This is a genomic window from Micavibrio sp. TMED2 (assembly GCA_002168225.1).
Taxonomy (GTDB): domain Bacteria; phylum Pseudomonadota; class Alphaproteobacteria; order TMED2; family TMED2; genus TMED2.
Genome location: NHBH01000001.1, coordinates 252,816 through 276,507, shown reverse-complemented (window position 1 = coordinate 276,507; position 23,692 = coordinate 252,816). Strand labels below are relative to the sequence as shown.

Genomic DNA, 23,692 nt, shown 5'->3' with positions numbered 1-23,692 from the left:
CGTGTTGTGGCAAAAGCTGCTGATTTTAGCAACTAAACTCGCATTTTATGGCGGTCCGGTAACTGGCGGTTGGGGTCCGACCAACCCTGCCAGACGCTCCAGATCACGCTTGATCTGTTTCGCCATGCTGCCCCTGGCGATGGCCACATGGACCGCAATATCGCGGCCAAATCTGGCCCCCATTTCGGCAGCATCAAACAGATTGATATAGCGCGGCAGATCGCTCGCTCCCTGAGCCAGCTTCTGCCGTCCTTTGTCACTTGCATCCCGCGCCTGTATCAGGATGGCAGCATTATCCTGATTTATCCAGTCTGACACTTTGTCATAGCCGGAAACCGCCTGCCCGGCCCGTCGCGCCAGCGCGAGCCAGTCAAGGGTGCGTGCGCGCATGAGTTCATGCACACGATCGGCAAGGTCATCGGGAATTTTCGCCGGTTGCCGAAAGCTCTTGGCAAACAGGTTGCGGTCGATGGCGGTGGCGAGATCATCGGTCCTGGCGGTTACCCAGGCACCGCGGCCGGGCAGTTTTTCCGCCAGATCGGGGGTTACCACCCCTTCGGGATCGAGCACAAAGCGGATCAGGCAGTCGGTAGCACCGCTGTCCCGGCGCACAATACAGCGCCGTTCAGGTGCGGGCTTGCCGCCCGACCTGATGGCTGGTTCGCTGGCCGTGACCGGGGCATCGCTGCCCGCGTCACGATCATCTGCTGTATCGATTGCCAAGATCTCTTGATCCACCTTGTACTATTGATCCGCTGGCCTGACATCAGGCCGGTGCCTTCTCGGTTTCTTCTTCGCCTGCTTCTTCGGCTTCCGCTTCCGCAGCGGCGGCCTCATCGGCGGCCTGCCATTCTTCCTCGAACAGCTGGCTGCGCAGCGCCATGATCAGCTCATTGGCGCTGTCGATGGTGATGGCTTCCTCACCCACGATCTCGACGAACTCGTCACCGGCGAGATAGGCGATATCTTCCAGTGATTTGACGTCGTTCTCGCCGAGCTTGACCATCATTTCAGGGGTCATGCCGCCGATTTCGGCGAGGTCATCCTGAACACCGAGTTCCTGACGACGGGCTTCAAATTCCGCATCGCGTTTCTCGATGAAGTTGGCGGCCCGCTGCTGCAGTTCGGTGGCGAGCTCTTCCTCAATACCCTGAATGCTGGCGATTTCATCAGCCGGTGACAGGGCAATATCCTCGAGTGAGGCAAAGCCTTCGGTAACCAGCAGGCTGGCCAGCATCTCGTCGCAATCGAGGGCTTCGATGAAGATTTCGGTACGCTTCTTCATCATTTCCTGCCAACGGGCGGCTTCGTCCTCTTCGGTCACGATGTCGATATCCCAGCCCGACAGCATGGAAGCCAGACGCACATTCTGGCCACGACGACCGATTGCCTGTTTCAGCTGTTCTTCCGGCACGACGACCTGAACGCGGTGGGTTTCCTCGTCGATCACGACCTTGGAGACCTCGGCAGGAGCCAGCGCATTGACGATGAAGCTGGCAGTGTCCTCGGTCCATGGAATGATGTCGATTTTCTCGCCCTGCAATTCGCCGACAACGGCCTGAACCCGGCTGCCGCGCATACCGACGCAGGCGCCGACCGGATCGATCGAGCTGTCGTTGGAGATAACCGCGATTTTCGCGCGGCTGCCCGGATCGCGGGCAACGGCTTTGATCTCGATCACGCCGTCATAGATTTCCGGCACTTCCTGCGCGAACAGTTTGGCCATGAAGTCAGGATGGGTGCGGGACAGGAAAATCTGTGGGCCGCGTTGCTCTTCACGCACGTCGAAGATATAGGCGCGGACACGGTCGCCGTTCTTGAAGAACTCGCGCATGATGGTCTCATCGCGGCGCATATAGCCCTCGGCCTTGCCGAGATCGACGGTGACGTTGCCGTATTCCACACGCTTGACGATGCCGTTGACGATCTCGCCGGCGCGGTCCTTGTACTCGATATACTGGCGCGCACGCTCGGCACCACGAACCTGCTGGACGATCACCTGCTTGGCGGTCTGGGCGGCGATACGACCGAAATCAATCGGTGGCAGCGGGTCGATCAGAAACTCACCGACCTCGGCATCGTCCTTGAAGACTTTCGCTTGAGCCAGCGGGAGCTGGGTGTTCTCATCCTCGATCTCGGCATCATCGGCCACAACCTCACGGTAACGGGCGAGGATGATCTCGCCGTTCTTGCGGCTGACGGTGGCGCGGATGTCGTGCTCCATACCGTATTTGGTGCGACCGGCCTTCTGGATTGCCTGTTCCATGGCAACCAGCACTTCCTCGCGGTCGATATTTTTCTCACGGGCAACGGCATCAGCCACTTGCAGCAGTTCGAGACGGGGTGTTCCAGACATCTTCAGTCAGTCCTTCTTCTCAGCAAAACGCTCAGTTTCGATCATTGGTAGGGTCTAGTTCATCGGGATCAAGTTCGGCCATGTCGAGTTCGGTATCGAGCCCGTCATCACCCTCTTCATCCATATCCATCTGGCCGCCCTGGGCCCCGGCACGGTCGCCGGCCTTGGCCTGTTCATGGGCAATCAGCTCATCTGTCAAAATCAGTTTCGCCTTGAGGATATTATGGAAGGGCAGAACCACTTCACCATCCTCGGCGTCAATAACCACGCCGTCATCGTCCTGTGTGCCGACGAGGCGACCGGAAAACTTGCGGCGCTCACCCGGACCACCCACGGCATGATGCTGCAATTCGATCTTCGCTTCAAACCCTGCGTAGTTCCGGAAATCCTTGAACCGGGTCAGGGGGCGATCGATGCCGGGCGATGATACCTCAAGATGATAGGCATCGGGGATCGGGTCTTCAACATCCAGAACCGCTGAAATTGCACGGGAAATATCGGCGCAATCATCAACAATCATCGCCTGACCGTCGGCGCGGTCGGCCATGATCTGCAGTACCGGGCGCTTGCCGCCCTGAAGCTGTACACGAACAAGTTCGTAGCCCATCTCGGTCATGATGGGCTCGATTATCCGGGCAATCTGTTGTGTAAGGTCCGCCATATTCGGCCATTACTCGTCATATTCGTTGTCGGCTGGCCGGGTTGCGGCCAATAAAAAAGGCGGGCCGCGGAAACCGGGCCCACCCTCGAAACGCCTGTTTCAGCGTCATCAGAACTCCGGTATGCCGTTGCTTACAACAACATCCATCAACATCACTGATTGGGTATGAGCGGTAATATAGGGCAATCGCGAAAAGTCGCAAGCTGATTTGTTGTTACCGGTTTATGGCGGCGGCTGGCCGGTAATGGTCAGACCAGTTCTTCCGGCACCAGCAGGCTGGCTTCGGCATAATGGTCGAGTGCGGCTGCCAGCAGGGGCACAACGAAACCCTCGCTCGGCACCCCGCCACCACAGGCATTGGTATTCGCTGTCCGGTGCCAGTAATCCAGTGCCTTTATCGCGGGCTGGTCATCGGGCCATGAGCCGAGTGCATGTTGCCAGAGCCGGATGCGATATGCCCGCACCCCTTCTGGATCGTGCCAGAGCACGCCGGTTTCGGTATCGGTCAGCATGCTGCGGCCATTGAGATTGGCCGAACCGATGATGGCATAGCGATCATCAACCACCATGGTCTTGGCATGAATGTAGATATGGTTGTGATTGAGGCTCTTCGGGTGGTCAATGCCGTAGACCGGGTTCGGCAGAGCCCGCATCAGGGTGAAGGACCCGAAATCCTCGCCATAGGCCTTCTCCAGACGCTTTATCGCGGTTTTCTGCAAATGGTGGCCGTGGCGGGTTGCCGGGTTCGGCTCCTCGTCATTGATCATGCGTTCCGGCAGCAGCGGCAGCAGCACGATCAGTTGCAACCCGGCCTCTGCCTTTTTTTGTTCGATCAGCGCATCGACAATCGGGGTCGAGCGCAGGAACTGGGTTTCCACATAGATGGTATCCTGTGCCTTGGCGATAATCGCTTTATAGGCGCTGAAAAAGCTGTGATCTGCGGAAACCGGCGTGCGCGAGAAAGAGGATTTGGATTGCTTCGAGACCGTACGCAGGGGCACCACTATCGGGGCTTCCTGCTGATGCAGCCATTTCTCGATATCGGTCAGGGCAAGGCCCTCGTCCTTATCCGTTGTGCCGGTCGGGATCGGATCGGTATGGCGTTGGGTGTCAGGTACATCCGTATCAAGGCCAAGGCGCTTGCCATGCTCGATCCCCTCATCGAGCCGCTTCAGAATATCATCACGTTCCCGGTTCCAGCGGCCGCGGAAGTGCTGACCGAAATAAGCGGCAATCGGTCCCTCGAGGCGACAGGCCACATCATGCCATGGCTGGGGGTCGCTGTGCTGTATGTCATCGAGCCGCCGCCGGTTGAGATCAAGCCCCCCGACGAAGGCGACCCTGTCATCAATAACGCAGAGTTTTTCGTGGTGGGCGGCGGGATAGGTTGTCAGCCATTCGCTGATGCGTTCACTGAAATCCCCGTCATCATTCCGGTCAAGATGTCCCCATAACCCGGGTGCATCCTGAAACTCATCAGCATCCTTCTCACTCTCGATCAATCGGGTCAGGCGATGACAGAGCAGGGGCTGGAACAGGGTGCTGACGGTTGTTCCGACCCGTGCATCATGGCGGGAGCAGAGGATTTGCAGCCTGTCCCGATCTTCCGGTGGCAGTTGGTTTTTGATGTGGTGCAGATGGCGAAAATTGCGCCAGGCTTCATGGTGTTCCCGGTATCCGAGGATCGGATCGAAATCGGCCAGCAATATCCGTATATTGATCCCGCGCCGGATCGTTTGGTCGATCAGTGAGGCCCAGTTCTGTTCCGCATCGTCCCGGACCGTTTTCATCCGCGGATCAAATGTCCAATAGGCCATGAAAACCGTGTCTTGCGCATCCATGATTGCTGCCTCGACCATGGCATAGGTTTCGGCTGCGGTTATCACCGGCTCAACCGTATTGCCGGTCAGGAAGTCGGGACCCGGCGGCACGCTCATCTCGTTCATGCTGCACCTGCCAGCCGGTGCAGTTCACGGATGGCGATGTCGGCATTCTTGCGGTTGGCCTTGAAGGCGACGTCAAATATATCGCCCAGCAGGGGTATCGAGCCCAGTATCCAGTCGATACTGGCATTCCAGATCATGTGTACCAGTGCCCGCTTGCGTACCCCGGCACGCGCGGCTTCACTGATGATATAGGCGGACAACGCACCGGATACAGTATCGCCGATCCCGGGAATGAGGCCGATCAAACCATCAAGCCCGAACCGGATGCCGGTGCCGGGAATGCCAAACCGGCTGTCGAGCAGATTGGCGAGATATTCAATACGTTTTATCCGGTCATGTACCGATGGCGGTATCGGGGCTGCATTCAATTGCTCAACATCGGCAGATGATAGCGCCATGATCCTGACCTTAATATGGTTGTTGTGATGTACACACAACGCGCCAGATCGATTTTGGTTCCTCAAAAATAGTCAATGTTTTCAATAAATTAGATAAATAAAAATTTATTTAATCCGGAACCTTACCCCATGGCTCGAGCGTTATTCCCATGTCCGTCAGATACAATTGAACGTGTCTTGTTCTGGCGGAGAAATTGCCTGCCCCTCGGCAATTCAAAAGCAAAAGCAGCGGAGAAATCCGTTGTAAAAACAAAGGAGTAAAAGGACTATGACGACGCAAGATGTCAAAAGCCTGAACAAGATCACCAAGCTCTTGATCGACAGCAAAAAGGGATATGAAAACGCTCTTGAGGCCACGGGCGAATATGCCCATCTGCAGGTTGCCATGAACAACCGGATCAATGAGCGCGGTGCGCTGATTTCCGCCATGCAGCTTTATGTACGACAGCACGGTGAAGAACCGGAAACCGATGGTACCGTTACCGGCTCCGTCCATCGTGCGTGGACTGATTTCACCAAACTGTTCAAGGATGATGCCGAAGCTGCCTTGGGTGCCGTTGACGATGGTGAGGAACATCTCGCCAAACAGATCACCGATGAACTCAAGAATGATGAGTTGACCCCGGCAGCCCGCGCGCTGCTTGAACGGGCCCGTGTCTCAGCCGTCAGCGGTGAGGCATTCGCCGAACGGACCGAAGAACTGCTCGCCGCCTAACGGTAAAAGCACACATATACGCGAAAGCCGGGTTGTATCGCACAGCCCGGCTTTTTTTATGTGCGGGTGAAGTTCATGAAATAGCCGGTCCGGCCCTGTGCCACCGCTTTCTGGTAATAGCGGGTCGGGGTCCAGTCTTCCGGTGGTATGCGCCAGCCATCGGCTTTTGTCGCCTGCCAGATAAAGGCGCTGTGTCGCCAGGTTTTTTCCATCATCCAGTCGGCAAGGCCCGGATCATCGGTCGCCAGCCGTAATTCGCCGCCCGGACGCAGCAGGGTCGCAAACCGGTCGAGCATCGAGGTCTGGATGAACCGGCGGCGGTGGTGCCGGGTTTTGGGCCATGGGTCGGGGAACTGAACATAAATGCGCCCGACGATCCCCTGTGGGATGAACGGCAACAACAGCCGGGCATCATCGGAGAAGACGCGGATATTGTTGATATCGCGCTGGCGTACATGGTTGAGCAGGGCGGCAACGCCGTTCATGAACGGCTCGAACCCGAGGATGCCGACATCGGGATAGGTTTCGGCGATATGGAGCGTATGCTCGCCATTGCCGAAGCCGATCTCGAGCCACAGATCATCAATCTCGCGACCGAAAATGCCATCGGCACCGGTCAGCTCCTCAACGGAAAAGCCGGCCTCCCCGGTTGGCAGTGGCAGGCCGTATTCCGGCAGGGTGGTCAGGGCCTGTGCCCGACCGGCGCGCAGGGGGCGACCATGTCTGCGACCGTAAAAACGGTTGCCACGACGACGGGGCTGGGCCTGTTGATCGGACATACGCGCTGCTTGTCTGCTCCGGGTTGTTCGTTCTGGCCTTATGCAAATATTGCCGTTTGGATCAGAAGGCCGATTTCAACTGTTCGATCAGATCGACCTGCTCCCAGGAGAAGCCGCCATCGGCATCGGGCTCACGACCAAAATGGCCATAGGCAGCGGTGCGGGCATAGATCGGACGGTTGAGCTTCAGATGCTCACGGATACCGCGTGGGCTGAGGTCCATCAGGTCGCGCAGAAGGCCGGGCAGTTTTGCCTCATCGACCTGTGCGGTGTCGTGGCAGTTGACATAAACCGCGAGCGGCTTGGAAACGCCGATGGCATAGGCGAGCTGGATGGTGCAGCGCTCGGCCAGTTCAGCGGCAACCACGTTCTTCGCCAGATAGCGCGCGGCATAGGCGGCGGAACGGTCAACCTTGGTCGGATCTTTGCCGGAGAAGGCACCGCCACCATGAGGTGCGGCACCGCCATAGGTATCGACGATGATCTTGCGACCGGTTAGGCCGGCATCACCATCGGGGCCACCGATCACGAAACGACCGGTCGGGTTCACATAGAACTCGTCTTCCGGGCACATCCAGCCTTCCGGCAGGATTTTGCCGATATGCTCGCGGACATAGTCGCGGATATCAGATTGGTTGGCGCCTTCGGTGTGCTGGGTCGAGAGCACGATCGAGGTGGCGCCGACCGGCTTGCCATCCCGGTATTGCAGGCTGAGCTGGCTTTTCGCATCCGGGCCGAGGAACGGTGCGGAACCGTCATGGCGGGCAGCGGCGAGCGAGCGCAGGATTTCGTGGCTGTAGTGAATAGGTGCCGGCATCAGCGCCGGGGTTTCGCGGCAGGCATAGCCGAACATGATGCCCTGGTCACCGGCACCCTCGTCCTTGTTGCCCTTGGCATCGACACCGACTGCGATATCGGCGGATTGCGCATGGACGCGGTTCAGGACCTCGACCGTGTTCCAGTGGAAGTGTTCCTGCTCATAACCGATCGATTTGATCGCATCGCGGGCAATCTGTTCCATCAGCTCATGGGTGACGGAATCCGGTCCGCGCACCTCACCGGCGAGAGCGACGAAATCGGTGGTGGTCATGGTTTCAACAGCAACCCGGCTCTGTGGGTCGGCGGCCAGAAAGGCATCGACAATAGCGTCGGAAATCCGGTCACAGACCTTGTCAGGGTGACCTTCGGAAACCGATTCGCTGGTAAAGATATAATCACGCTGGCTCAACGCTGACCGCTCCTCTGCGGATGATTCGGCGGACGGGCCGGATGCCTGCGTCTGTGCAAGAGTTACATTCATAGCGTGTCGCCCCCGTCTGCTGGGAAAATTCGTGGTCGCCGTTTGTGGCAAGCTGACCGCATTTGGTCAAGACACAACCATAAAATAGGCGATAACGGCTGGCGATTTGATGTGAATACGAATCAGTTTTCCGCCCGTGCGGCGCACTGATCCGTCAGTCCTGTTCGGCCTTGGCGAGAGTGCGGGCAAGGTCAAGAATGCGCCTGCGGACACCGCCATCGGTGATGGTGTAATAGGCGCGGACCAGATCCATGGTTTCCTTGCGGGCCATGGGGTCGTGATCGAGGCGGGACTGGCCATCCTCGCCAAACCCGTTCATTTCCGCGGCTGTGGCTGACCCCGGATCGGCATCCATGCCATAGATCGCGGCCACATCGGCGGGCATTTCATCGAAGAAATAGCCAACCGGCACGGTCAGCAGCTGGCTCAGGTGAAACAGGCGGCTGGCACCGATACGGTTGGTGCCGCGCTCATATTTCTGGACTTGCTGGAAGGTAAGACCAAGGGCCTCGCCGAGCTTTTCCTGGGTCATGCCCAGAAGCGTGCGGCGTTGACGCAGGCGCAGACCCACATGCACATCGACCGGATGCGGACCATTATCCTGCTTCTGTACGGCGGTCGGTGGCGGCCTGATGAGGCTCGAACCAGTATTGTCTGGATTAAAAGCCATTGTTTTCGTTGTTCGTTAGTGACGATTCTGTTTGCCCACACACTTTCTAGTGTCACATACCATGATATGCCAAAACGCCGGGATCAGAGCAAGATTTAACAAAGATTGGTGTGATAACTAAGTTTTTCGAGTGAACAGCAAAACCATTAACAAAACACTAACGATCAGAAAAAACCCTGAATTTGCAGGAAAAAACACACTACTGAAGGCGGCGGTCGTCTTTTCCGGTAGTGGCATATCCAGAACAGCTACCTGACCCAGCTTGCTGGTCACCAGCACTCGGCCATAGGCATCGACAACCCCGGACAGGCCGGTATTGGCGACCCGGATCAGCGGCAGGCCGGTTTCAATCGCGCGGGTACGGGCGATATGGAAATGCTGATACGGCCCGGCGGTATTGCCGAACCAGGCGTCATTGGTGACATTGACGATCCAGTCGCTTGCCGCCACCCGGTTCAGGAATGCGCCGGGGAAAATTGCCTCATAACAGACCATGGCCAGCGGTTGCGGCATATTATCGGGCAGCAGCGGCTGCACATCATTGCCGCCACGGCTGAAATCGGCCGAACCGGCGGCAATGGCATCCAAACCGAGGGGCTGCAGCCAGCTGCGCAGGGGCAGGAACTCCCCGAACGGCACCAGCTTCACCTTGTCATAGCGCCCGGTTATGTTGGCGCTGGCATCGACACCGACCACGCTGTTGAAATAGCGGACATCGCCCGCTTCATATTCCCGGTGCGGTGTGCCGGTAATCAGCACGCCGTCATCCTTGGCGGCGAGGGAAACCGCCTGACGTGCCGCCTCGTCCACGGCAACCGCGTAGGGGACGGCGCTTTCCGGCCAGATGGTAATGTTGGGCATATCCGCGCCCTCCACCACCGGCAGGCGGTTCGAGAGGTCGATCAGCTTGTCCAGATTGGGCCGGCGCTGGCTCGGCTCCCACTTGTTCTCCTGTGCGATATTCGGCTGCACCAGCCGTACCACCACATCCTTGCGGTAGGTGGTCGGGTGGCTGTCCAGCCGCCATTGTCCCCATGCGCCCAGAGCGACAATGATCGCCAGTGTCACCGCGAAGGGCAGGCAGCACTGGCGGATGCTTTGCCCTGAATAGGCGAAACAGGCGGCAGCACCGCCAAAGGCGATGGCCAGCACGGTCATGCCATAGCTGCCGATCAGGGCGGCTCCCTGCATGACCGGCAGTACCGACAGGAAGGCATAGCCGGGCAGGTTCCAAGGAAAGCCGCTGAGGATCGTCCCGCGCAGAAACTCGATGGCGCTGAAGGCAATCACGATGGCGAGAAACCGGCTCAATGTGCGTGCCGGGGCCAGCCGCCCGGCAAGCAGCGCGGCAATGGCCCAGAACAGGGCAAGCGCTGCCGGCAGCAGGGTCAGGGCGAAGGGCACCAGCCACCAGTATTTGCCGATATCGGTGAACAGGGCAGCCGTGATCCAGTACAGGCCGAGGCAGAGATAGCCGAAGCCGAAAGCCCAGCCGGTAAGTGCCTGTGTCAGTCGGGGTCTTGCGTGCCGGTCCGCACCGTCGAGCAACCAGATAAACCCGGTCCATGAGATCGGCAGGGTGAACAGCCAGCCGACCGGCGGCAGTGACAGAACACCAAGGGCACCAAAGAAGAATGCCGCCAGCAACCGCTGCCAGCCGCGACGCGATGCGCACCATTCGGCCATGCGTTCGATGCCACCGAGGCAGCGGTCAGTCAGGGTACTCAGGCTGGTCACGCGCTGGCGCTGCGTCGGGGTGGCGGCTCATTGGATTGTCTGGAACGACCGGTATCGGCCTCCGTCTGCAGGCTGTGCGGATTGCGCACCCGAAGACGGCGGATACGCCGCGGGTCGCATTCCAGAACCTCGAATTCCAGACCGGATGAATGGGTCAGCAGGGCACCGCGGTTCGGCACCTCGCCAGCGATGGAGAACACCAGACCGCCGAGGGTGTCGATATCCTCGCGCTCTTCCTCGGTCAGTACCGCGCCGACCTCTTCCTCGAAAGCCTCGATGTCGAGGCGGGCGTCAACGATCAGGGTGCCATCCTGACGGCGCACCAGTTCCGGGTCTTCATCGGTTTCATGTTCGTCGCGGATTTCGCCGACGATCTGTTCCACCAGATCCTCAATGGTGATCAGGCCGTCAATACCGCCGAATTCATCAACCACAAGGGCAAGGTGGGTTTGTTTCAGCCGCATTTCCAGCAGCAGGTCCATGACCGGCATGGATGGCGCGACAATCATCGGTTCGCGCACCAATTCGGTCAGCACCAGCGATTTCCCGGCGGCGAGTTCGGCCAGAACGTCCCGTACGTGCAGAACGCCAACCACCTCGTCGAGGGTTTCGCGATAGACCGGCATCCGGCTGTGGGTCTTGGCTTTCAGAAGCGTCAGCAGCTCTTCATGCGGGGTTTCGACCTCAATCGCATTGATGTCGACGCGCGGCACCATGCAGTCAACGACTTCCATGTCGCGCAGCGCCAGCACGTTCTGGATCAGCATCCGCTCATGATTGGCGGCATTGTGGTCGGCATCGCTGCCATTGCCATAGATGCCGCTCGGCAACTCGCCATAGATGGTGGTGCCGTTGATGCCGTTCTTGCCGTCAGCGGTGTCGCCATTGCCGAACAGGCGTTTCAGGCGGCCAAAAAGTCCCTGATCGGGATCGTCGATATTCGCCCCAGCGGTTGCTGCTCCACCCTGCAGGGATGATGAGGAGCTTGCCGTCTGGGGCTGGCTAGATGAGCCGGGACTTGGAGGTTTGTCGTTCATTCTCGTGTACGGGTGGCGCGGTTAACGGGCGGTTGCAGGATTATCCTGTCCGATAACGGTGGTTGGGTCCTGCTCCATATCAAAGTGATATGGGTTATCTAGGTCGATGCTGGCCATGGCCTGCACTTCAAGCTGCTCCATTGCAACGGCGCTGTTGTCATCCACATGGTCGAAACCGACCAAGTGCAGCAGCCCGTGTATCACCAAATGGGTAACGTGCTGCCATATGGGAATATCCCGCGCTTTTGCCTCACTTGCAACTGTCTCGAATGCCAAAACCAGATCGCCGAGCAAAATCGCGGCATCATCCGGCAATCCGGCATGGGTTTCATCCGCATCGAATTGCGGGAAAGAGAGGATATTGGTCGGCTTGTCCTTGCCGCGATAGTCGCGATTCAGCGCCTGAACCTGATCGTTGTCTGTCAGCACGGCTGAGACCTCAACCGCCCGGCCAGCAAGGCTCTGCGGCAATTCGCCTGCTGTTTTCAGGGTCTCAAGTGCCGCCCGGATCGCCTGCGTGATCAGGCTGTCCGCCTGTTTGGGGGCCAGCCCTGCGATCCAGTCATCATGTTCGATATCCAGCAGCAGGGCGATGGTATGATCAGCCGACATTACTGGTCTGCGCCTTCGGATTTGGCCCGTTTGGTCGCAGCCGCCTTGTCATAGGCGCGCACGATGCGGCTGACCAGCTCGTGTCGGACAATGTCATCGGCCTCGAAACGGATAACCTGCATCCCCTCGACCCCGCGCAGGACATCGAGCGCCTCGATCAGCCCGGAGGTGGTTTGCGGCGGCAGGTCGATCTGGCTCGGATCGCCGGTGATGACCATGCGGCTGTTTTCACCCAGACGGGTCAGCACCATGCGCATCTGCATCGAGGTGGTGTTCTGGGCCTCGTCAAGAATGACGAAGGCATTGGCCAGTGTGCGACCGCGCATGAAGGCGAGCGGTGCCACCTCAATCTGGCCGGTCTCCAGACGTCGGGCAGTGCGTTCGGCACCGAGCAGGTCATAGAGCGCGTCATAGATCGGGCGCAGATAGGGATCAACCTTGTCGCGCATGTCACCGGGCAGGAAGCCGAGACGTTCACCAGCCTCGACCGCCGGACGGGTGATGATGATCCGGTCCACTTCCTCGGCCAGAAACCGGCGCACGGCCTCGGCCACGGCGAGATAGGTCTTGCCGGTACCGGCGGGACCGATGCCGAAGACCAGCGCGTTATCGGCCATGGCCTGCAGGTAGCGGCTCTGGTTCGGGCTGCGCGGCATCAGGCCGCCACGGGCCTTGACCCCCTGATTGCCGGTTTTGAGATCACCGCCCGCGCCGATTGCCTGCAGTGCGGCGCGCTTGGCCGTATCGTCGAGGCTGGAGGTGGCAGAGCGCAGGGTAGCATCGACCTCGGCGGCAGCGACCGGCAGGCCGTGTTTCAGGCGTTGCCACAGGGTCTCCAGCGCCGTGCGGGCAGCGGTGATCGCTTCCGGTGGGCCGGCCAGTGTCAGGATATTGCCGCGGCCAACAATCTGCAGGCCGAGCTGGTGTTCAATCCGGGCAAGATGCGAGCTGTGCTCACCGCAAAGCTGGGCGAGCAGCAGGTTGTCATCGAATTCCAAATCCACCCGGTTGTCGAGGGGCGCGTCGGTCAAGAGGCTGCCTCCAGCGCAACGGCGTCATCAGCAATTACCATTGTACCGGTAACGCTGTTCGGTTGCGCCCGTTCAATTTTCACATCGACAATCTGGCCGAAAAGGCGGTCATTGGCGGTGATGTGGACGGATTGCATATAGGGGCTGCGACCATGCAACTGGCCGGGTTCGCGGCCCTTGCGGTCGAGCAGGACCGGGATCGTCTCGCCGATCATCCGGTTGTTGAATGCATCCTGCTGGGCATTGAGCAGTTGCTGCAGGGCCTGCAGGCGTTCGCTCTTCACGGTCTCGGGCACCTGGGTCTTGGCATCGGCGGCGGGGGTGCCCGGACGGGTTGAATATTTGAATGAATAGGCCTGGGCATATTCCACATCGCGGACCAGACGCAGGGTCTCGGCGAAATCCTTGTCGCTCTCGCCCGGGAAGCCGACGATGAAGTCGCCGGACATTGCGAGGTCTGGGCGAACGTCACGCAAACGGTCGATGATCCGGCGATACTCGTCGGCAGTGTGCTTGCGGTTCATGGCCGCGAGAATGCGGTCGGACCCGGCCTGTATCGGCAGATGCAGATACGGCATCAGCTGCGGAATTTTGCCATGGGCCGCGATCAACTCATCATCCATGTCGCGCGGATGTGAGGTGGTATAGCGCAGCCGGTCGAGGCCATCGATCTCCGCCAGCTCATACAACAGGCGGGCGAGACCCCATGTACTGCCATCAGCGGCCTGACCGTGATAGGCGTTGACGTTCTGGCCAAGCAGGTTCAGCTCGCGCGTGCCACCGGCGACAAGGCGGCGGGCCTCGGCCAGTACCTGATCCACCGGGCGGGAGAATTCGGCACCGCGGGTATAGGGCACGACACAGAAGGCGCAGAACTTGTCGCAGCCTTCCTGTACCGACAGAAACGCGCTCGGGCCAGCGCTGGCGTTTTCTTCCGGCAGCTTGTCGAATTTCTCATCCACCGCAAAATCGGTGTTGATGATCCGGGTCTCGCCGGTGCTTTTCTGGACCGCTGCGATCATTTCCGGCAGGGCATGATAGCTCTGGGGACCGAAGACCATGTCCACATAGGGCGCGCGGCGGGTGATCTCGTCACCTTCAGCCTGTGCCACACAACCGGCAACCGCAATGGTGGTCTTCTTGCCCTGTGCCTCGCGCGCCTGTTTTACCGGGCGCAGACGACCAAGATCGGAGAAGACCTTTTCGGTTGCCTTCTCACGGATATGGCAGGTGTTGAGGATCACCAGATCAGCCTCTTCCGGTGTCGTCACCGGCTTGTAGCCGAGCGGTGCCAGCACATCGGCCATACGGTCGCTGTCATAGACATTCATCTGGCAGCCCCATGTCTTGATGAGGACGCCTTTCTGATTGCCGGTAGCGGCCGCACCGTCGGGTGCAGTCTGGCTGGTGGTATTGCTGTTCGGTTTGGTCATCGCGCCGATTTACATGCCTCGAACGACAGTTGCAAGCGGTGGCAGTCTATCAGGCGGCTTCGGCTGTGTCGGCAGTGCTGCCCGCCGGACCCTGATAGCCCTCGACCGGCAACCCGGCATTCATCCGGTCAACCGCATGGCGCACGGCGGTTTCTGCCTGTTTTGCCAGTTGCTTACGATTAATGCCACTGGCCGGGATCGGGTCGAGGAACGCGACAGTAACCGTAGTATGGCCGAGGCAGCCGAGGCGCCAGAGATGCGGGAACAAATCCATATCGCCATACCAGGAATACACGTGCCGCATATCCCGACCGAGCGGCAACCCGTCCAGATGGTTGCAGGCAACTGCCACCGGCTGCACGGTCAGGGCCTTGCGCTGCTCAGCGGTGCCCAGTGACATGGCGGCGATCGAGAACAGTGAGGATTTGAAGCGCAGAACACCAAGCCCGTCCGATGAGGTGCCCTCGGGGAACAGGATCAGGTCGAGCCCGTCCTTGACCCGGTCGACCATGCTGGCGCGCTGGTTGTCCACGTCCTCGCGCTTGCGGTGCACGAAAATCGTGCGCTGGAGCCGGGCTAGCGTGCCGAACAGCGGCCAGTCGGCCACTTCCGCCTTGGCGATGAAGCAGCCGGGGATCAGCGAGCCGATCACTGGAATGTCGATGTAGGAGCTGTGATTGGCGACGAACAGCACCGGATGCTGATTATGGGGAATGCCAGTAACCTCGATCTCGATACCGAATATCCGGCAGGCCAGACCATGAAACATGACCGGCAGATAGTTTTCATGGGCACGGCGCAGGGGCGGGATCGCGAGCACAACGGCCTGCGCACCGCCAACCAGCAACGCCATGATGAAAAACAGCGTCAGGCGGATCGTGCCTAGAATGTAGGAACCGGCGGGCATTGTGATGCTCGAATGATATCAGGTCAGTTTCTGGTGCGCTCTTCATCAGCGTCGGTGATGCGGCGCTGATAATGATCATAGTATTTCGAGGTCACGGTATCGGTCTTGACCACAACGCAGACATCCGTGGTGTGGAATTGCGGATCGATCACCGCGCCATCACCAAATTTCGCGCCGAGGCGGAGATAGCCTTTGATCAGCGGTGGCATTTCCATCAGTGCCTGTTTCTCATTGATCTGGTCGGCGGGCACGCGGTTCATGTCGACATAGCGATCCTTGACCGCCACCGGGCACAGACCGGCTGGAGCCCGATGCTGATGGTGGAGATAGGAGAACGCCATGGCGTGCTCGTCCGGATCAACGCCGGGGAAGCTGGCACAGCCGAACATGAAACCGATGTCGTAATGGAAGACATAGGCGGCAAGACCGCGCCACAGGAGTTGCATGGTCGGGCGGTCGCGGTAATCGGCATGGACGCAGGAGCGGCCCAGTTCGAGAATATCGCCCGGCTGATCGACCAGCGGGCTGATGTCATATTCGTCAACCGAATAGAACTGCCCGGCCTTGGCGGCAATCTCGCGGCGCATCAGGCGGTAGGTGCCGACAATGGCTTCCGGCCCTTCACCGATTGTATGGTCGAACACCATCAGGTGATCGGCATAGGCATCAAACCGGTCGATGTCACGGCGGGCGGCGGCCATTTCCTCATCGGGCTTGGCGGCCATTTCCTCATAGAACACCTGATAGCGCAGGCTCTGTACGGCTTCGATATCGGCGGATGAGGCGGCGAGGCGGGCACCCAGACGGCCAATTCGCAGACCATCGCCTTGCAAAAGCTCTAAACTCACGGGGGGACTTGCTCCGATCATTGGGGCGCAGGCCGGATCACGGTATTGTTGATCAAGCGGCGGCGCCGGTTCGGGATATATGGCCCCTCAAGGGGGCGTTTGCCAAGCATAACCGGTGGCGGCCAATAAAAAACCGGCGGATGGAATACCGGATGAAACGGCAATCGGCCCGGGACAGATGCCACGGGCCGATTGGGGTTTCAGCTTGTTTCCGTGCTCATTTAAATGAGCGGATTACTTCCGGCGTGGGCCGCGCTTGCGGGTATTTTTGGTGCCGAGGCCGATCTCTTTCGCGAGGGCACTGCGCTGCTTGGCATAGTTTGGTGCGACCATCGGATAATCGGATGGCAAGCCCCAGCGCTCACGATATTCCTCAGGGGTCATATCATAGGCGGTTTTCAGGTGACGCTTGAGCATCTTGAGCTTCTTGCCGTCTTCGAGACAGATCAGGAAATCCGGGGTGATGGATTTCTTGATGGAAACGGCTGGCTCGGGGCGCTCCGGCTCCGGTGCTTCAACTTCGCTGAAACCGGCGAGGGCGCCGTATACGTTTTTGATCAGGTCCGGGACTTCCTGCGCGCTGACAGCGTTGTTGCCGACATGAGCAGAGACGATTTCACAGGTCAGGGACAGTAAATCGAATGTTGTCGGGGTATCCAGGGCATCAAAATCTTCGTCTAGGTTGCTCATAAAGCCTCATTGTATCCTTGGCGGCGCTGGCTGTTCATATTCATTTAGGGACGAGCGTGATCCAGACCAGCTGATTTACGGTACGCTGTTCAACATCTTGCAAGCCAATACATTGAACAGTTGCTCATGCAACGCCATACGGGCGCGCATATATGATGAATCCTACATGGACCCATATGATGAAATAATCAATACAATAAAAGACAGCATAAAAATAATAATGGAATATTCATGAGGTTGTTGTGGTTTTGATGCAGGCAAAGGTTATGGGGAAAACTGATTTAATCACGGTTTGTTCTGACCGGTAACGTTATGTTGAATTGAGCGATTTGCCCATAACAAGGGCATCGAGGCCCTGATAATACCCGCGCCTCTCACCGGTAACACGTAATCCAAACTTTACGTATAGGTTAATTGCCGGTTCGTTATTACAGGCGACCTCGAGGAACAAGTTTCGGCACCCCTGTTCTTCAAGTTGTGCAAGCACAGCATCCATCAAACGCTGGCCATTACCTTGGCGCTGAACCGTCGGGTCGACGGCAAGGATGAGTATTTCTGCCTCATCGATAATCTGCTGATACAAAACAAAGGCGGTCAGTGCCCCGGTATCAGTATTCGTGATACCAAGCGCATATGACATCTCCTGTGCGAGCTGATCGCTGAGCTGTTTGTGTTCCCAGGGCCGTCCGCCGGTATGGGGTGTCGCGAGATAGGCGCGCCGCATGATTTCCGCCATCTCTGCCGCAGCGCTCGGGCCCAGTCTGGTGATGGTGTGGGTCATGCGTCGGTGTCGGCGAGCCAGACCCGTGCCGCACGCGCCGGTTTGGCATCGGCGGGCCGGATATAGATCGGGTTAAGCGGGTTTTGTGCGACCACATCTGCCGGATCGGTCCCGGCGGTCAGCCGTTCTTGCGCCAAACGGGCAAGTATGACCGGGTCGGGCAGGGTCTGTTCGCAGCCTGCAACCAGCGCCGGATCAAGGTCTTTGACCAGCCGGTCAACCCCGTCACCGATCAGGTGCCATGGCTTGCCGCCGGTATCGATTGTGTTCAACCACTTGGCAGTGTCTGCCGGTGCCAGCGCCTGTTGCTGCCGATCACCCTGATACCGGGCTTCGAGATAGAGTTCGGCGCGTTTGCTCTCCACCGCCACCAGCAGCGGGCAGTCCGTGTCCTTACCGGCCATGGCGGCGAAAACGTCGAAACAGCCGATGCCGATGCCCGGCTTTTCCAGCGCCAGTGCCAGCCCGCGGGCGGCGGCGAGACCGATACGGATGCCGGTAAAGGCACCCGGCCCGGTGGTGCTGGCAATGGCGCTGATATCCGCCGGGATGAGACCGATTTCGGCCAGCGCTTCGCCGATCCACGGGATCAGTACTTCCGCCTGACCACGGCTCATGGCTTCCCGGCGCTGGGCCAGCACCCGGTCGCCGTCAAGAACGGCAAGGCCGCAGCCGCCGGTCGCGGTATCAAAGGCAAGGATCAGCATCAGGCAACCACCATCGTCAGTGGTCTGTGGTCAGCCTCAGTCGATGCGGCAGGCTTCGTCGAAGTCGAAGCGCGGGCTGCGCGGGAACATGTCCTTGTCGTCGCCATAACCGAGATTGCACAGGAAATTGGATTTATAGGTAGTACTGGCGAAGAAGGCCTTATCTACCGCCTCATTGTCAAATCCCGACATTGGACCGCAGTCGAGGCCGAGGGCACGGGCCGCCATGATCAGGTAGCCGCCCTGCAGGGTGCCGTTGCGAAAAGCGGTGCTCTCGATGAAGTCCGGCTTGCCGGCAAACCATGACTTGGCATCGGTATGCGGGAACAGCTTGGGCAGGTGTTCGTGAAATTCCATGTCATGGGCGATGATCGCACAGACCGGTGCCGCCATGGTCTTGGCCACATTGCCCTCGGCGAGGCAGGCTTTGAGCTTTTCCTTCGCCGCATCCGACTTCACGAACACGATGCGCGCCGGGGAGCAATTGGCGCTGGTCGGACCCATGCGCACCAGATCAAACAGTGCGTGCAGGGTGTCGTCCGATACCGGCTTGTCCTGCCAGTTATTATAGGTACGCGCATTGTTAAACAGTAAATCGAGACCAGATTGTTCCAATGGTGTCTTGTCAGTCATGGTAAGGGATGCCCAATTTGTTATATGGTTAATTATACTTGCCAGTATGGTGGGTAATTGGCAAACAGCTCGGAAGAGAGAGGGCCAGAGTGACTTCAGACGCGAAGACTTCAGATAAGCCAGCCCTGCTGAATAATAACATATGATCCGTATTGCCGGTTCCAATCCCATGTCGACCAAATTCGCCGCTGTGCCGGATATCTGCCACCTGATGGTCAAGTCGGCAGGCATTTCGGCTGTCGTGATCGCCGGGCTGTTTGCCGGATCATCGGCATTGGCACAGCAAGGCGCGGTTATTGCCGATGGTGCAAGCCTGAAACCGGCGACCGTGGTGCTGGCCTATTACCGGTTCGGTGAGGATGAATATCCCGACAGTTCGGTGCGGCTCGACCAGTTCGATGCCCATCTGGATGTGCTGACCGAACCCAATATCAACGTGGTTGACCTGCCCGATGCCATCGCTGCGCTGGATAATCCGGACGTGCCCGATGATGGCACCCGCCAGATTGCGATCACCATCGATAATGCCTATCGCAGTGTTTATGAGGAAGCCTGGCCACGCCTGCAGGCGGCTGGGTTGCCCTTCACCCTGTTCATTGCCACTGACCTGATCGATGGCGGTGCAGACGCCTATATGACATGGGACGAGATACGCGAACTGGTCGATGCCGGGGTGACCATCGGTTTGCGCGGTGCATCCCATGGTCACTTGCCGGCACTTGGTGATCTCGATCTGCTGAAAGACATCCGCCATTCGCTGTCGCGGGTCGAGCATGAACTGGACATAACGCCCCGGCTGTTTTCCTACCCCTATGGTGAATATGGCAACCGGGTCATCAATGTCGTTGATGGGCACGGTTTTGTTGCTGCTTTCGGTCAGCATTCCGGGGTTATGGACGGTTCCGTCAACCGCTTTACCCTGCCGCGCTTTCCGATCACCGAACAGTTTGCCGGACCGGACCGGTTCGAGCTGGCAGTCAATGCCCTGCCGCTGGTGGTCAGCGATGCCACGCCGAGCGACCATGCGCTGGCCGACCCTCGACCGCAGGTCGGCTTCACCGTGGCCAGGGATATGGGCGAGCTGAACCCTCTGAACTGTTTTGCCAGCGATCAGGGCATGTTACAGCAAACCCGGATTGGCAGACGGATCGAGTTACGATTGGATGAGGATTTCGCGCCCGGACGGGCGCGAATCAACTGCACCAAGCCGGAAACCAGACTGGTGCCGAGATCGCGGACCAGAACCGAAACCCGCTGGCGCTGGCTCGGTCTGCATTATTACCTGCCGCAATATGAGACCGAGATTGGCGGGCTGGAGCCGTAAACAAAGGCTTCTTCCGCCAGTCTCACAGGTCACATGATCGGCTGGACTTCCTCAACCTCGGGAATGTAGTGGCGCAGCATGTTCTCGATGCCGTGTTTGAGGGTCATTGTCGATGATGGACACCCGGCACAGGCACCGCGCATGTGCAGATAGACAACGCCATCCTCGAACCGTTCAAAGACGATATCGCCGCCATCCTGTGCCACGGCGGGCCGGACGCGGGTTTCGATCAGCTCACGGATCTGGCCGGAGACTTCATCATCGTCATGTGCTGCTTCCGGTTTGGTGTCACCGGCGGCCTGTTCTTCGAGCATGACCGGTTGGCCACTGCTGAAATGCTCCATGATCGCACCCAGAACCAGCGGCTTGAGCTGGAACCAGTCGGCATCATCGGCCTTGGATACACTGACAAAGTCATGGCCGAGAAAGACGCCGTCGATGCCGTTTACATCGAGCAGGCGGCTGGCGAGCGGTGAGTTGCTCGCAGCTTCCGCATCCCGGAAATCGGCGGTGCCATTGCGCCCCATGACATCACGACCCGGCAGGAATTTGATGGTTGCCGGGTTCGGGGTTTCTTCGGTTTCAATAAACATGGTGATCGGACCTTACTGTTTCATGCGTCAGGGACCGGCGGGCCGCCTGATCGGTGCTTGGCCCAGATATTGGCGTTCCGGCGCGAAAAAGCAACCGAATTGGACTGTTCCGGTCCGATATAAATCCCGCACCGACCTAGCTGAGCAGATCAATATCCGCTTCGCTCAACCCGCCCGGAATGATCGCAACCGGGATCGACAGGCGCGACAGGCCCTTGTCCAGCAGGAAGCTGACCAGCGGGCCGGGGCCGTCACTGCCGGCAGCGGCGGCCAGCACGAGGATCGAGAAATTCTCTTCCGAACCGATCAGTTTCAGCAGTTCGTCCCTAGGCGATCCCTCGCGCACATGCAGGACCGCCATGCCGCCGGTTTCGGCCTGAACCGAACGGGCGAGCTTGTGCATCATCTGTTCGGCCTCTTCCCGGCGCTCGGCGCGGATCATATCCTCGACCGCTGCCCATTGCTGGACCTCGCCGGTTTCGATCACATGCAGCAGGGCAACCCGGCCATGGGTGTCCTTGGCCCGGCGGCAGGCATAACGGAGCGCGATCTGCATTTCCGGTGTGCCATCGACCACGACCAGAAAGGTACGTGCCGGGCGTTTGGCGGCGGCTTCTGCCGCGCCGTTTTTCCGGTCGTCGGGTTCTGGTCCCGTTGGTTGACCCTGGGTTTCTTCTGACATGGGTGCTTCCCTGTTTCTTCTGATTAGTTTTTACGGAAAACAAACGCCGCGAACCAGCCGATTGCAGCGGCGCAGACCACTGCCATCAGGCCGAAGACGGCAGAATAATCATGGGCGAAATTGAAGATACGTGCGCTGGTCCCGACCTTGCGGATGGTCAGCGGAGTATCGGTCTGGGCGATCACCTCGCCGCCCCGGATCAGCATCACCTTCACGGCGTAGGTGCCGGTCGGCACATTGGCCGGGAAATAAATGTCCGAGCGGAACAACCGGCTGCCGATAAAGGTGACGTTGCCCACCTGCCGGTTATACAGCCCGGCATTGGCGCGGTCGGCGATGAAGGCGGTGCGGAACTCGGCGATATTCTCGTTATCAACATCCTGAATATCGAGCGGCAGGTTATTGACGCCGATGCGGTAGAGCGAGCGCGGTGCTTCCCGCAGGAACTGGCTCGGCTCACGCGTGGCGGCGGCATAGTAGAAGGTCGGCGCATCGACGAAACGCGCACTCTCGCCATTGGTCCAGATGCCTGCGATATTTTCCTTTTTGCGCAGCATCAGATCAGCTCTCGGCCCCTCGACCACCACTGCTACATCACCATCGCCATCGGTTGAACCGAACAGCGTCAGCCCGGTACCGGTGAAGGCAGTGTTGATGGCAATCAGGTGATCAGACAGATCGGCGCTGAGCGCCTGTGCCCGCGCAGTGTTGAACGGCAGTGCAATGACGGCACAGAGGGCAAAGATGGCGAGCAGCAGGCGCGGCATCATCGGGTCACCTCGCCTTCGGCATTGGCGACCACATCGACGCTGTAGACCTGATCCGGCTCGACCACCAGACCACGGGCAAGGCCGCCAGCCACAATCAGCAGTATCACGGCGAGCAGGGCACGCGAGACCTCGGCCGGGATCTTGCTGGCGACCCGGCTGCCATACTGGGCACCGATCACGCCGCCGGTCAGCAAAATCAGCGCCAGCATCACATCAACCGTCTGGTTGGTCCAGGCATGGAGGAAGGTGCTGACCGCTGTGGTGAACATGATCTGAAACAGCGAGGTACCGGCGACGAGGCTCGCGGGCATGCCGATCAGATAGATCATTGCCGGGATCAGGAAGAAGCCGCCGCCGATACCGAGGATCGAGTTCAACAGACCGGCGAGGAAGCCGATCCCGCCGGGCAGCAGCGCCGAGATATAGAGCTTTGAGCGCGGGAAGCGGGTCTTCCATGGCAGACCATGCAGGCGGCCATGGCGTTTCTTTGAACTTTTCCGTCCCTTGCCCCGGCGCAGGATCGTGCGCGCACTCTCCACGATCATCAGGCTGCCGATGATGCCAAGGGTGATGACATAGGACAGGGAAATCACGAGGTCGATCTGGCCGAGCACACTCAGCAAGCGGAAGATGCCGATACCGACAAGGGTGCCGAGCACACCGCCGGTGAGCATCACCAGCCCCATCTTCATATCCACATTTCCGCGCTTCAGATGCGCCAGCACGCCGGATACCGAATTGGCGACCAGCTGGTTGGCCTGGGTACCCACGGCGACCGGTGGCGGAATGCCTATGAAGATCAGCAAGGGCGTCATCATGAAGCCGCCGCCAACCCCGAACATGCCCGAGAGAAAACCCACGCTGGCACCAAGCATCAGCAGCATGGTGGCATCGATCGATATTTCAGCGATGGGCAAATAGATTTGCATCTGGGTATTGGAATTCGGTGCGGGTCAGCGGTGCAGATAGCGGAAAACAACCATGATTCTGATGTTTTCAACGTATAATTGGTTCTGCGCGCTCAATGTGGAATTGGCAAGGGGGCTCTGGCCATTTAGGGTCTGTTTACGCGCAAAAAAATC

At 59.0% G+C, this 23,692-nt stretch carries 25 protein-coding genes; 2 read left to right on the top strand and 23 right to left on the bottom strand.

Annotated features, from left to right (window positions below):
* Positions 1-45: 45 nt before the first annotated feature.
* From CBB62_01375 to CBB62_01355, 5 genes are all read right to left on the bottom strand, one after another.
* Entirely contained in the window at positions 46-738 is a 693-nt protein-coding gene (locus CBB62_01375) for a hypothetical protein (GenBank protein OUT41044.1), read from the bottom strand.
* A 28-nt stretch (positions 739-766) separates the two neighbouring features.
* Complete coding sequence (locus tag CBB62_01370; protein ID OUT41043.1) at positions 767-2,356, bottom strand: transcription termination/antitermination protein NusA; 1,590 nt, start codon at positions 2,354-2,356, stop codon at positions 767-769.
* 31 nt (positions 2,357-2,387) lie between these two features.
* Positions 2,388-3,017, bottom strand: coding sequence for a ribosome maturation factor RimP (locus CBB62_01365; GenBank protein OUT41042.1), 630 nt, complete (start codon positions 3,015-3,017; stop codon positions 2,388-2,390).
* A gap of 248 nt (positions 3,018-3,265) precedes the next feature.
* A complete protein-coding gene (locus tag CBB62_01360; GenBank protein OUT41041.1) occupies positions 3,266-4,963 on the bottom strand; it encodes a hypothetical protein in 1,698 nt (565 codons plus the stop codon).
* Positions 4,960-5,361, bottom strand: a complete 402-nt coding sequence (locus tag CBB62_01355) for a hypothetical protein (GenBank protein ID OUT41040.1) — start codon at positions 5,359-5,361, stop codon at positions 4,960-4,962. The genes CBB62_01360 and CBB62_01355 overlap by 4 nt, the downstream gene beginning before the upstream one ends.
* Before the next feature lie 268 nt (positions 5,362-5,629).
* Here CBB62_01355 and CBB62_01350 point away from each other — a divergent pair, with 268 nt between their 5' ends.
* Entirely contained in the window at positions 5,630-6,076 is a 447-nt protein-coding gene (locus tag CBB62_01350; protein OUT41039.1) for a hypothetical protein, read from the top strand.
* Positions 6,077-6,132: 56 nt separating this feature from the next.
* On the opposite strand, the gene CBB62_01345 is transcribed toward CBB62_01350, so the two are convergent.
* The 14 genes from CBB62_01345 to CBB62_01280 form a co-directional block, all read right to left on the bottom strand.
* The gene (locus CBB62_01345; protein OUT41038.1) at positions 6,133-6,855 is read right to left on the bottom strand and encodes a tRNA (guanosine(46)-N7)-methyltransferase TrmB; all 723 of its coding nucleotides are present in this window, start codon (positions 6,853-6,855) and stop codon (positions 6,133-6,135) included.
* 61 nt (positions 6,856-6,916) lie between these two features.
* Complete coding sequence (locus tag CBB62_01340) at positions 6,917-8,083, bottom strand: methionine adenosyltransferase (GenBank protein OUT42579.1); 1,167 nt, start codon at positions 8,081-8,083, stop codon at positions 6,917-6,919.
* Between the two features lie 226 nt (positions 8,084-8,309).
* Positions 8,310-8,825 (bottom strand): hypothetical protein, encoded by a 516-nt coding sequence (locus tag CBB62_01335; protein ID OUT41037.1) that lies wholly within the window; start codon positions 8,823-8,825, stop codon positions 8,310-8,312.
* Between the two features lie 117 nt (positions 8,826-8,942).
* Positions 8,943-10,562 (bottom strand): apolipoprotein N-acyltransferase, encoded by a 1,620-nt coding sequence (locus tag CBB62_01330; protein ID OUT41036.1) that lies wholly within the window; start codon positions 10,560-10,562, stop codon positions 8,943-8,945.
* On the bottom strand, positions 10,559-11,599 hold the full coding sequence (locus CBB62_01325; GenBank protein ID OUT41035.1) for a hypothetical protein: 1,041 nt from the start codon (positions 11,597-11,599) through the stop codon (positions 10,559-10,561). The genes CBB62_01330 and CBB62_01325 overlap by 4 nt, the downstream gene beginning before the upstream one ends.
* A gap of 21 nt (positions 11,600-11,620) precedes the next feature.
* Positions 11,621-12,211, bottom strand: coding sequence for an rRNA maturation RNase YbeY (locus CBB62_01320; GenBank protein OUT41034.1), 591 nt, complete (start codon positions 12,209-12,211; stop codon positions 11,621-11,623).
* Entirely contained in the window at positions 12,211-13,242 is a 1,032-nt protein-coding gene (locus CBB62_01315; GenBank protein OUT41033.1) for a phosphate starvation-inducible protein PhoH, read from the bottom strand. The genes CBB62_01320 and CBB62_01315 overlap by 1 nt, the downstream gene beginning before the upstream one ends.
* A complete protein-coding gene (locus CBB62_01310) occupies positions 13,239-14,675 on the bottom strand; it encodes a tRNA (N6-isopentenyl adenosine(37)-C2)-methylthiotransferase MiaB (GenBank protein OUT41032.1) in 1,437 nt (478 codons plus the stop codon). Before CBB62_01310 ends, CBB62_01315 begins: the two co-directional genes overlap by 4 nt.
* 49 nt (positions 14,676-14,724) lie before the next feature.
* Positions 14,725-15,582, bottom strand: a complete 858-nt coding sequence (locus CBB62_01305) for a hypothetical protein (protein OUT41031.1) — start codon at positions 15,580-15,582, stop codon at positions 14,725-14,727.
* A gap of 23 nt (positions 15,583-15,605) precedes the next feature.
* Positions 15,606-16,451, bottom strand: a complete 846-nt coding sequence (locus CBB62_01300; GenBank protein OUT41030.1) for a hemolysin-like protein — start codon at positions 16,449-16,451, stop codon at positions 15,606-15,608.
* 213 nt (positions 16,452-16,664) lie between these two features.
* On the bottom strand, positions 16,665-17,120 hold the full coding sequence (locus tag CBB62_01295; protein ID OUT41029.1) for a MucR family transcriptional regulator: 456 nt from the start codon (positions 17,118-17,120) through the stop codon (positions 16,665-16,667).
* Positions 17,121-17,430: 310 nt separating this feature from the next.
* The gene (locus CBB62_01290) at positions 17,431-17,901 is read right to left on the bottom strand and encodes a hypothetical protein (GenBank protein ID OUT41028.1); all 471 of its coding nucleotides are present in this window, start codon (positions 17,899-17,901) and stop codon (positions 17,431-17,433) included.
* Positions 17,898-18,608, bottom strand: coding sequence for a tRNA (adenosine(37)-N6)-threonylcarbamoyltransferase complex dimerization subunit type 1 TsaB (locus tag CBB62_01285; protein OUT41027.1), 711 nt, complete (start codon positions 18,606-18,608; stop codon positions 17,898-17,900). Before CBB62_01285 ends, CBB62_01290 begins: the two co-directional genes overlap by 4 nt.
* Before the next feature lie 36 nt (positions 18,609-18,644).
* On the bottom strand, positions 18,645-19,241 hold the full coding sequence (locus CBB62_01280; GenBank protein ID OUT41026.1) for a malonic semialdehyde reductase: 597 nt from the start codon (positions 19,239-19,241) through the stop codon (positions 18,645-18,647).
* Between the two features lie 211 nt (positions 19,242-19,452).
* On the opposite strand from CBB62_01280, the gene CBB62_01275 reads away from it, so the two are divergent.
* Positions 19,453-20,565: a hypothetical protein gene (locus CBB62_01275; GenBank protein ID OUT42578.1), complete on the top strand. Its 1,113-nt coding sequence runs from the start codon at positions 19,453-19,455 to the stop codon at positions 20,563-20,565.
* A gap of 29 nt (positions 20,566-20,594) precedes the next feature.
* Here the strand turns inward: CBB62_01275 and CBB62_01270 are convergent, their stop codons facing one another.
* The 4 genes from CBB62_01270 to CBB62_01255 all read right to left on the bottom strand — a co-directional run bounded on the left by CBB62_01270 (position 20,595) and on the right by CBB62_01255 (position 23,539).
* Positions 20,595-21,158 (bottom strand): NifU family protein, encoded by a 564-nt coding sequence (locus CBB62_01270; protein ID OUT41025.1) that lies wholly within the window; start codon positions 21,156-21,158, stop codon positions 20,595-20,597.
* Between the two features lie 136 nt (positions 21,159-21,294).
* On the bottom strand, positions 21,295-21,840 hold the full coding sequence (locus CBB62_01265; GenBank protein ID OUT41024.1) for a universal stress protein: 546 nt from the start codon (positions 21,838-21,840) through the stop codon (positions 21,295-21,297).
* A 23-nt stretch (positions 21,841-21,863) separates the two neighbouring features.
* Positions 21,864-22,610, bottom strand: coding sequence for a hypothetical protein (locus CBB62_01260; GenBank protein ID OUT41023.1), 747 nt, complete (start codon positions 22,608-22,610; stop codon positions 21,864-21,866).
* Positions 22,607-23,539 carry a permease gene (locus CBB62_01255; GenBank protein ID OUT41022.1) on the bottom strand — a complete coding sequence of 311 codons (933 nt, stop codon included), beginning with the start codon at positions 23,537-23,539 and terminating at the stop codon, positions 22,607-22,609. The genes CBB62_01260 and CBB62_01255 overlap by 4 nt, the downstream gene beginning before the upstream one ends.
* Positions 23,540-23,692 lie beyond the last annotated feature (153 nt).

Bases quoted from the DNA above. Each gene is read 5' to 3' on its own strand.
- CBB62_01285 (OUT41027.1), bottom strand. From the start codon at position 18,608: ATGCTGATCCTTGCCTTTGATACCGCGACCGGCGGCTGCGGCCTTGCC.
- CBB62_01325 (OUT41035.1), bottom strand. From the start codon at position 11,599: ATGAACGACAAACCTCCAAGTCCCGGCTCATCTAGCCAGCCCCAGACG.
- CBB62_01370 (OUT41043.1), bottom strand. From the start codon at position 2,356: ATGTCTGGAACACCCCGTCTCGAACTGCTGCAAGTGGCTGATGCCGTT.
- CBB62_01360 (OUT41041.1), bottom strand. From the start codon at position 4,963: ATGAACGAGATGAGCGTGCCGCCGGGTCCCGACTTCCTGACCGGCAAT.
- CBB62_01305 (OUT41031.1), bottom strand. From the start codon at position 15,582: ATGCCCGCCGGTTCCTACATTCTAGGCACGATCCGCCTGACGCTGTTT.
- CBB62_01265 (OUT41024.1), bottom strand. From the start codon at position 21,840: ATGTCAGAAGAAACCCAGGGTCAACCAACGGGACCAGAACCCGACGAC.
- CBB62_01350 (OUT41039.1), top strand. From the start codon at position 5,630: ATGACGACGCAAGATGTCAAAAGCCTGAACAAGATCACCAAGCTCTTG.
- CBB62_01355 (OUT41040.1), bottom strand. From the start codon at position 5,361: ATGGCGCTATCATCTGCCGATGTTGAGCAATTGAATGCAGCCCCGATA.
- CBB62_01365 (OUT41042.1), bottom strand. From the start codon at position 3,017: ATGGCGGACCTTACACAACAGATTGCCCGGATAATCGAGCCCATCATG.
- CBB62_01300 (OUT41030.1), bottom strand. From the start codon at position 16,451: ATGATCGGAGCAAGTCCCCCCGTGAGTTTAGAGCTTTTGCAAGGCGAT.
- CBB62_01255 (OUT41022.1), bottom strand. From the start codon at position 23,539: ATGCAAATCTATTTGCCCATCGCTGAAATATCGATCGATGCCACCATG.
- CBB62_01270 (OUT41025.1), bottom strand. From the start codon at position 21,158: ATGTTTATTGAAACCGAAGAAACCCCGAACCCGGCAACCATCAAATTC.
- CBB62_01280 (OUT41026.1), bottom strand. From the start codon at position 19,241: ATGACTGACAAGACACCATTGGAACAATCTGGTCTCGATTTACTGTTT.
- CBB62_01335 (OUT41037.1), bottom strand. From the start codon at position 8,825: ATGGCTTTTAATCCAGACAATACTGGTTCGAGCCTCATCAGGCCGCCA.
- CBB62_01295 (OUT41029.1), bottom strand. From the start codon at position 17,120: ATGAGCAACCTAGACGAAGATTTTGATGCCCTGGATACCCCGACAACA.
- CBB62_01290 (OUT41028.1), bottom strand. From the start codon at position 17,901: ATGACCCACACCATCACCAGACTGGGCCCGAGCGCTGCGGCAGAGATG.
- CBB62_01345 (OUT41038.1), bottom strand. From the start codon at position 6,855: ATGTCCGATCAACAGGCCCAGCCCCGTCGTCGTGGCAACCGTTTTTAC.
- CBB62_01320 (OUT41034.1), bottom strand. From the start codon at position 12,211: ATGTCGGCTGATCATACCATCGCCCTGCTGCTGGATATCGAACATGAT.
- CBB62_01310 (OUT41032.1), bottom strand. From the start codon at position 14,675: ATGACCAAACCGAACAGCAATACCACCAGCCAGACTGCACCCGACGGT.
- CBB62_01275 (OUT42578.1), top strand. From the start codon at position 19,453: ATGGTCAAGTCGGCAGGCATTTCGGCTGTCGTGATCGCCGGGCTGTTT.
- CBB62_01260 (OUT41023.1), bottom strand. From the start codon at position 22,610: ATGATGCCGCGCCTGCTGCTCGCCATCTTTGCCCTCTGTGCCGTCATT.